The sequence below is a fragment of the Actinomadura harenae genome (assembly GCF_003696215.1).
In the GTDB taxonomy this organism is placed as follows: Bacteria; Actinomycetota; Actinomycetes; order Streptosporangiales; family Streptosporangiaceae; genus Spirillospora; species Spirillospora harenae.
Genome location: NZ_RFFG01000196.1, coordinates 1 through 7,617, shown reverse-complemented (window position 1 = coordinate 7,617; position 7,617 = coordinate 1). Strand labels below are relative to the sequence as shown.

Annotated in this window: 6 protein-coding genes; 1 reads left to right on the top strand and 5 read right to left on the bottom strand. The window is 69.2% G+C overall.

Features of this window, described 5'->3' with window-relative positions; translation table 11 throughout:
- Positions 1 to 14: 14 nt before the first annotated feature.
- From EBO15_RS42055 to EBO15_RS42035, 5 genes are all read right to left on the bottom strand, one after another.
- Positions 15 to 860, bottom strand: coding sequence for an ABC transporter permease (locus EBO15_RS42055; protein WP_122200027.1), 846 nt, complete (start codon positions 858 to 860; stop codon positions 15 to 17).
- Complete coding sequence (locus EBO15_RS42050) at positions 857 to 1,720, bottom strand: ABC transporter permease (RefSeq protein WP_122200026.1); 864 nt, start codon at positions 1,718 to 1,720, stop codon at positions 857 to 859. Before EBO15_RS42050 ends, EBO15_RS42055 begins: the two co-directional genes overlap by 4 nt.
- 1 nt (position 1,721) lies before the next feature.
- Positions 1,722 to 2,954 carry an ABC transporter substrate-binding protein gene (locus tag EBO15_RS42045; protein WP_233616845.1) on the bottom strand — a complete coding sequence of 411 codons (1,233 nt, stop codon included), beginning with the start codon at positions 2,952 to 2,954 and terminating at the stop codon, positions 1,722 to 1,724.
- The gene (locus EBO15_RS42040) at positions 2,951 to 4,111 is read right to left on the bottom strand and encodes an ABC transporter ATP-binding protein (RefSeq protein WP_122200025.1); all 1,161 of its coding nucleotides are present in this window, start codon (positions 4,109 to 4,111) and stop codon (positions 2,951 to 2,953) included. The genes EBO15_RS42045 and EBO15_RS42040 overlap by 4 nt, the downstream gene beginning before the upstream one ends.
- 682 nt (positions 4,112 to 4,793) lie before the next feature.
- Positions 4,794 to 6,239, bottom strand: coding sequence for a gamma-aminobutyraldehyde dehydrogenase (locus EBO15_RS42035; RefSeq protein ID WP_122200024.1), 1,446 nt, complete (start codon positions 6,237 to 6,239; stop codon positions 4,794 to 4,796).
- A 170-nt stretch (positions 6,240 to 6,409) separates the two neighbouring features.
- Here EBO15_RS42035 and EBO15_RS42030 point away from each other — a divergent pair, with 170 nt between their 5' ends.
- Positions 6,410 to 6,910 carry an Lrp/AsnC family transcriptional regulator gene (locus EBO15_RS42030; protein ID WP_122200023.1) on the top strand — a complete coding sequence of 167 codons (501 nt, stop codon included), beginning with the start codon at positions 6,410 to 6,412 and terminating at the stop codon, positions 6,908 to 6,910.
- Positions 6,911 to 7,617 lie beyond the last annotated feature (707 nt).

Below are 7,617 nucleotides of genomic sequence, written 5' to 3'. Positions count from 1 at the left end.
GGACGGCGGGCCGGTCAGGTGCGGCGCGCGCCGCGCCGGGCGGAGATCACGGCCAGCACCACGCCGGCCGCGAAGATCAGGGTCCCCATCACGTTCACCTGCGGCGGGGTGCCGGTGCGGGTCGAGGCGTACACCCACAGCGGGAAGGTCACCGTCGAGCCGCTGGTGAAGTTGGTGATGACGAAGTCGTCGATCGACAGCGCGAACGCCAGCAGCGCGCCCGACACCACGCCCGGCATGATCATCGGCAGCGTGACCAGCCGGAACGTCGCGACCGGCCCGGCCCCGAGGTCCTTGGCGGCCTCCTCGACCTTGGGATCGAGGCCGACGACCCGGGCCCGGACGGTCACCGCGACGAACGAGATCGAGAACATCACGTGCGCGATCAGGACCGTCCAGTAGCCGCGCGGCAGGTCGAGGCTGACGAACATCGACAGCAGCGACGCGCCCATCACGATCTCCGGGCAGGAGATCGCCGCGAACAGCACCAGGTTGGTCATACCCTTGCCGCGGAACCGGAACCGGCCGAGCGCGATCCCGGCGAACGTCCCGAGGACGGTCGTGATCACGGTGCTGAGCAGCGCGATCGACAGCGAGTTCCAGAGCGCCTGGGTCAGGTCGCTCTTGTCGAACAGGTGCCGGTACCAGCGGAGCGTGAAGCCCTCCCACTGGAAGTTCTGCTTGCTGTGGGTGTCGTTGAACCCGAACAGGATCATGATCCCGATGGGCAGCATCAGCCACGCGATGATCAGCCAGGTGTAGATCCGCAGGCCCAGGCCGTCCCGCTCGACCCGGGGCCGGCGCCGTTTCGCGGGCGCGGGCCGTCCGGTCGCCGAGGGCTTCTCCAGAGTGGTCGTCATCGTCCCGCCGCCTCCAGAACGTCCTCGGTGCCCAGCGCGCGGGCGTAGGCGAAGATCCCGACGAGCAGCAGCGCCATCAGGGAGAACGACAGCGCCGACGCGAGCGCGTAGGAGCTGTTGTCGAAGTACTCGGTGCGGATGATGTGGCCGATCATCACGTTGTTCGGCCCGCCCAGCACCTCGGAGTTGACGTAGTCGGACGCCACCGGCACGAACGTCATGATCACCCCGGCGAACACGCCCGGCAGCGACAGCGGCAGGACGACCCGCAGGAACGCCTGCGTCCGGCTCGCGTACAGGTCGTAGGACGCCTCGATGACCCGGTAGTCGATCCGCTCCAGCGCCACGTAGATCGGCAGCACCATGAACGGCAGGAAGTTGTACGTCAGCCCGGAGATCACCGCGAACCCGCTGTCCAGGATGTGGAAGTCGCCCGGCACCAGCCCGTGGTTCCGCAGCGGCCCGAGCAGCGGCCCGTTGTCGGTCAGGACGAGCTTCCACGCGAGCGTCCGCAGCACGAACGACACGAAGAACGGCAGCAGGAGCAGGAACAGGTACGTCGACTTGCGCCGTCCGCCCTTGAACGCGATCCAGTACGCGGCCGGGTAGGCGAGCACGATGCACGCGGCCGTCGCGATCAGGCCGTACCAGAGCGACCGCAGCAGCTTGTCGCCGTAGGTGTGGAAGCCGTCGGTGTAGTTCTGCCAGTGGAAGGTCTGCTTGAAGCCGTCGATGATGTTCCCGGTCATCATCGACACCGAGAACATGAAGATCAGCGGGACGACGAAGAACACCGCCATCCACAGCCCGCCCGGCAGGATCATCAGGTACGGGGTCAGCGCCCCGCGCAGCCGTCTCATCTCAGGCTCCCTGCGGGATCGTCTGGAAGACCTTCTGGTACCGCGGCAGCTCGTCGTTCGTCAGCGGACGGTACGTGCGCAGCTTCGCGTAGTCCTCGGCGGTCGGGAAGATCAGCGGACTGGACGCGAGCCGGTCGAGGTCGGCCTTGTCCTTGCCGGACGCGGCCGCCGCCTCCTTCTTGATCACGTCCTGGACGCCCGGGACCGGCGTCACGTAGTTGATGAACTCCGTCAGCGGCGCGTTGTTCTGCGGCGCGTACAGCCAGTCCATCAGCCGGATCGCGTCCACCGGGTTCGCGGCGGTCTTCGGCAGCATCATGCAGTCGCTCCAGATCGTGCCGCCCTCCTTGGGCACCACGAACTTCACGTCCGGGCTCGACAGCGTGTACACGTCACCGGACCAGGCCATCGTCAGCCAGACATCGCCCTTGGTGACGGCGTCGATGTAGCCCTGCTCGTAGTACTTGCGGACGATCCCCTTGTCGCGCTGCCCCCGCAGGAGGTCCCCGGCGCGCTTCCAGTCGGCCTCGGTGGACTTCTCCGGGTCGACGCCGTTCGCGAACATGCCGAAGTTGCCGAGTTCCTGGGAGTCGCTCATCATCCCGACCTTGCCCTTGTACTTCGGGTCGAAGAGCTGGTGGATGCTGGTGATCGGCTCCTTCACGTACTTGGTGTTGTACGCGATGCCCGTCAGCCCCGACATGTACGGGACGCTGAAGACGTTGCCGGGGTCGTAGGACCGCTGCTTCGCCTTGTCGCTCGCGTACTTGGCGAAGTTCGGCAGCCGCTTGTGGTCGAGCGGCGCGAGGTACCCGAGCTCGACGAGCTCGGTGAACTGGATGCCGTTGGTGACCACCATCAGGTCGAACCCGATCGACTGGTTCGCGGCCAGCGGCGCCTGGATCTTCCCGAACCAGTCCGCGGCCTCCTGGATGGCCTCCTTGTAGGTGACCGAGATGCCGGTCTCCTTGGAGAACTGCTTGATCGTGGAGTGGTCGTCCTCCATGTAGCCGGGCCAGTTCGCCCAGTTCACATGGCCTTTTCCGACGCGTCCGCGCCAGTACTTGTCGATCATCGCCTGGGTGACGACCCCGTTGCCGCCGCGCCCCGGGATGCTGCACCCGGACAGCGCCGCCGCGCCCGCCAGCGCGCCCACGGCCCCGAGGAACCCGCGCCGCGTCGTCAGCCCGCGCAGCAGCGCCGGGTCCGCGGCGAACGGGCGCGGGCCCGTCACTCCGCGCTCCCGATCAGGTAGGAGTGCTGGGGCTCCCAGGACAGCCACACCTCGTCGTCGCGGCGCGCGACGTCCTCGGCGTTCATGGCGTTCTGGACGAACACCACGACGTCGGCCCCGGCGTCCGTGGTGACGTTGTAGTTCGTCGAGGTGCCCAGGTAGACGACCTCGCTGACCCGCCCGGGCACCCGGCACAGGCCGCCGTCCGGCTCCTCCGCCGTGATCTGCATCTTCTCCGGGCGGACGGTCAGCTCCACGGTCTCCCCGGACGCGACGCTCCGCCCGTCCGGCAGGACCACCGAGATACAGCCGCCGTCGCCGTGCCGCAGCGTCGCCTTCCCGCCACCGGACTCCACGGCCTCCCCGCTCAGCAGGTTCGACGTGCCGATGAACCCGGCGACGAACTTGCTGGCCGGACGCTCGTAGATCTCCCGCGGCGACCCGAGCTGCTCGACCAGCCCGTCGTTCATCACCGCGATCCGGTCCGACATCGTCAGGGCCTCGCCCTGGTCGTGCGTCACGTACACGAACGTGATGCCGACCTCGCGCTGGATCCGCTTCAGCTCGACCTGCATCGCCTGCCGCAGCTTCAGGTCGAGCGCGCCGAGCGGCTCGTCCAGCAGCAGCGCCCGGGGCCGGTTCACCAGCGCCCGCGCGAGCGCGACCCGCTGCTGCTGCCCACCGGACAGCTCCGCCGGACGCCGCTTCTCCCGCCCGGTCAGGTCGACGATCCGCAGCATCTCGGTGACGCGCTCGACGACCTCGGACTTCGACGTCCCCTTGCGGCGCAGCCCGAACGCCACGTTCTCGAACACGCTCATGTGCGGGAACAGCGCGTACGACTGGAACACCATGTTCACGTCGCGCTTGTTCGCCGGCACCCCCGTCACGGACTCGCCGTGCAGGTACACCTCGCCCGCCGACGGCTCCTCGAACCCCGCGATCATCCGCATGGTGGTCGTCTTGCCGCAGCCGGACGGCCCGAGCAGCGAGAAGAACTCCCCCTGAGCGATCGTCAGGTCCACCCTCTGGACGGCCGCCACGGTCTCGCCGTACGCGTGGTACTCCTTCCGCACCCCGGCGAGCTCGATCGCGGGGACGGCCTCCTCGGAACGCCCGGGGTCGTCGCGGCGGGGCGCGGGCTGGGTCTCGGTCATGACACGGTCCTTCACGGGGATCGGAGGGCGGCGCTCCCTGGACGGAGCACCTGGGGGGTGGCCTCCCCCGCCGGGGGTTCGGCCGTCGGCCGGACCCGCGAACGGTCCCGACCTCGATGGACACGCCGAAGCGACGTCCAGATGCTATGCGCCGACACGGATTCGTCCTCCGCACCGGCGATCACGTTCCGACTCCTTCGCCGCTCTCCCCGGCCGCGAGAAGCCACCGACACCAGGCCGCCCCCGAACTCCAGGCCCCGCGCCGACCGAGCGCCCAGAAGGCCGATGGCCCGGACGGTCTCCGAACAGACCGAGCCGCCCCGCAGGCCCGGCGCCGGAGGCTCCCCAGCCCGAGATCGCCATAGTCCGGACGGTCGGACAGCGCCGCCGTGAGCCGGACGGCCCCGGGAGGCGACGCCCGACGGTTGGGGGAACCGTCGCCGTCCCTCCCGGGACGTCCCGAAGCCGACCACACCGGGTCCTCCCACCGGGGAGAACCGGGAGTGATCGGAGGGCCGGAACGGAAGCGATCCGGGCGAGCGGCCCAGATCCGCCGTCCCACTCCCGATCCGACCGGCAGGGCGGCGTGGCTGAGGCAGGGGCGCTGGGGGAACGTCGCAAGGCGGATCCCACGGGCTTCCATGGTCGGGCCGAACCGTCCGGACGGGGCGGGCGAAGCCCGTCAGGCGCCGATGTAGTGCATGACGTGCTTGATCCGGGTGTAGTCCTCCACTCCGTACATCGACATGTCCTTGCCGTAGCCGGAGTGCTTGAAGCCGCCGTGCGGCATCTCCGAAACGAACGGAATGTGCGTGTTGACCCAGACGGCCCCGAAGTCGAGCGCCTTGGTCATCCGCATGGCGCGGCCGTGGTCACGGGTCCACACGCTCGCGGACAGGCCGTACTTGACGTCGTTGGCCCACCGGACGGCCTGCTCCTCGTCCGAGAAGCGCTGGACGGTGATGACCGGGCCGAAGATCTCGTTCTGCACCATCTCGTCGTCCTGGCGCAGGCCGCTGACGACGGTCGGGGAGAAGAAGTAGCCGCGGTCGCCGACACGCTCGCCGCCGGCCTCGAGCCGGGCGTGGTCCGGCGTGCGGTCGATGAAGCCCTGGACCCGGTCGAGCTGGGCGAGGCTGTTGACCGGTCCGAAGTCGAAGTCCGCGCCCGGGTTCGGCGGGCCGACGGTCGTGCCGCGCGCGGCCTCGGCGAGGGCGGCGGTGAAGTCGTCCGCGAGCCGCTCGGCCACGAGCACGCGCGTGGCGGCGGTGCAGTCCTGGCCCGCGTTGAAGAACCCGGCCCCGGCGATCCCCTGGGCGGCGGACTCGATGTCGGCGTCGTCGAACACGATCACGGGAGCCTTGCCGCCCAGCTCCAGGTGGACGCGCTTGAGGTCGTCGGCGGCCGCGCGGGCGACCTCCATCCCGGCCCGGACACTGCCGGTGATCGACACCATCTGCGGGGTCGGGTGCACGACCAGCGACCGGCCGGTGTCGCGGTCGCCGCAGACCACGTTGAACGCGCCCGGCGGCAGGAACTCGGCGGCGATCTCGGCCAGCAGCAGCGTGCTCGCCGGGGTCGTGTCGGACGGCTTCAGCACCACCGTGTTGCCCGCCGCGAGCGCCGGCCCGAACTTCCAGACCGCCATCATCATCGGGTAGTTCCACGGCGTGACCTGCGCGCACACCCCGATCGGCTCGCGCCGGATCGAGGACGTGTGGTCGGCCATGTACTCGGCCGTGGCCTTGCCCTCGAGGATGCGCCCGGCCCCGGCGAAGAACCGCAGGTTGTCCACCATCGGCGGGATCTCTTCGTCGGCCGTCAGCCCCAGCGGCTTGCCGGTGTCCCGGCTCTCGGCGGCGACGAGCTCCTCCGCGCGGGCCTCCACGGCGTCGGCGAACTTGAGCAGGGCCAGCGACCTGTCCTTCGGCGTCGCGTCACGCCAGGTGGGGAACGCGTCGGCCGCCGCGCGGAACGCCGCGTCCACGTCCTCGGCGCCGGAATTGGGCGACGAGGCCCATACCTCGCCGGTGCTGGGGTCGATCACCTCCAGCGTCCTGCCGTCCTTGGCGTCGACGTACTCGCCGCCGATAAAGTTGCGCAGCCTGGTCGCCTGCTCGCTGGTCATCGTCGACCCCTTCCCTGATGGCCGCCGCAGCCGTAACTGTCGTTGGCCCCGACCCTGACAGAGGTTCCCCGCTTTGACAAGGGATTCCGTTGTTACGATCGAGTTTCACGACTGAATCCATCACCCACCGCCGACTCCCACCCACGATGCCGCACCAAGGAGACGTCACCATGACGGATCGCGCCCCGGAGCGCCGCCCACCCGCCGGCGGCCCGCGCCGCACCGCCGTCCCGCTCGACGAGACCGCCAAGCAGATCATCGAGCAGCTCCAGCAGGACGGCCGCCGCTCCTACGCCGCGATCGGCAAGGCCGTCGGCCTCTCCGAGGCCGCCGTCCGCCAACGCGTCCAGAAGCTCCTGGACACCGGCGTCATGCAGATCGTCGGCGTCACCGACCCCCTCATGCTCGGCTTCTCCCGCCAGATGATGATCGGCGTCAAGTGCGAGGGCGACCTCGAGAAGATCGCCGACGACCTGGCCGCCGTCGAGGCCATCGACTACGTCGTCATCACCGCCGGCTCCTTCGACATCCTCGTCGAGCTGGTCTGCGAGGACGACGAACAACTCCTCGAACTCCTGGGCCGCATCCGAGCCGTCCCCGGCGTCCTCTCCACCGAGAGCTTCGTCTACCTCAAGCTCCGCAAACAGACCTACACCTGGGGAACCCACTAACCCCAGAAAGAGCACCCCGCCCCCGCCACCCCACAACCTCCCACCCCGCGCATGATCACGAGCGGACCTTCACGTCGTGGCGGACCGAGCTGATCTGGAAGTCCGGCACGGCGGCGGTGCGTGAGGACACCGCCGGCATCGCCCGCGCGATCAACAACTTCACCGGCTTCCCATTTCCACACCGACTCCCCCACACCAGGAAGCCCGTACTCCCCACCCCAAGCCCCGCAGGCCATCGCCCAGCCCCGAAGCACGAGGCCGCACGACACAGCACAGTGAGCAGGGCGCCACGAAGCCCAACACAAAACAGCGCACCGCCGACCAACGCAACACAGCAGGCGCAGCACGTTCGGCACGCGCCACAGCCCGGCACAGCACGACGCGCCGACGCGCACACGACGCAGCGCGGCTCGCGCTGCGCACACGGCACGAGACGACAGGGCGCAGCGAAGCGCGATACGACGCAGCACGTACGGCACGGCGCAAAGCACCTACGTCACGGCGCAGCACAGCGTCGCGGCACCGCGCACCACCGGACGGCGCAACACAGCTGAGGACGGCACGGCACAGCCGACTACTCGAGCCTGTAACTTCAGGTGTGGAATGTTCGTGCAGGTAGATGGCCAAGTCTGGTTTACCTGATGCGTCCTGGATAGGCGATGGCGAGTTCGTTGAGTGCTTCTCGCCATCCTGCGGAGCGTTGTCCC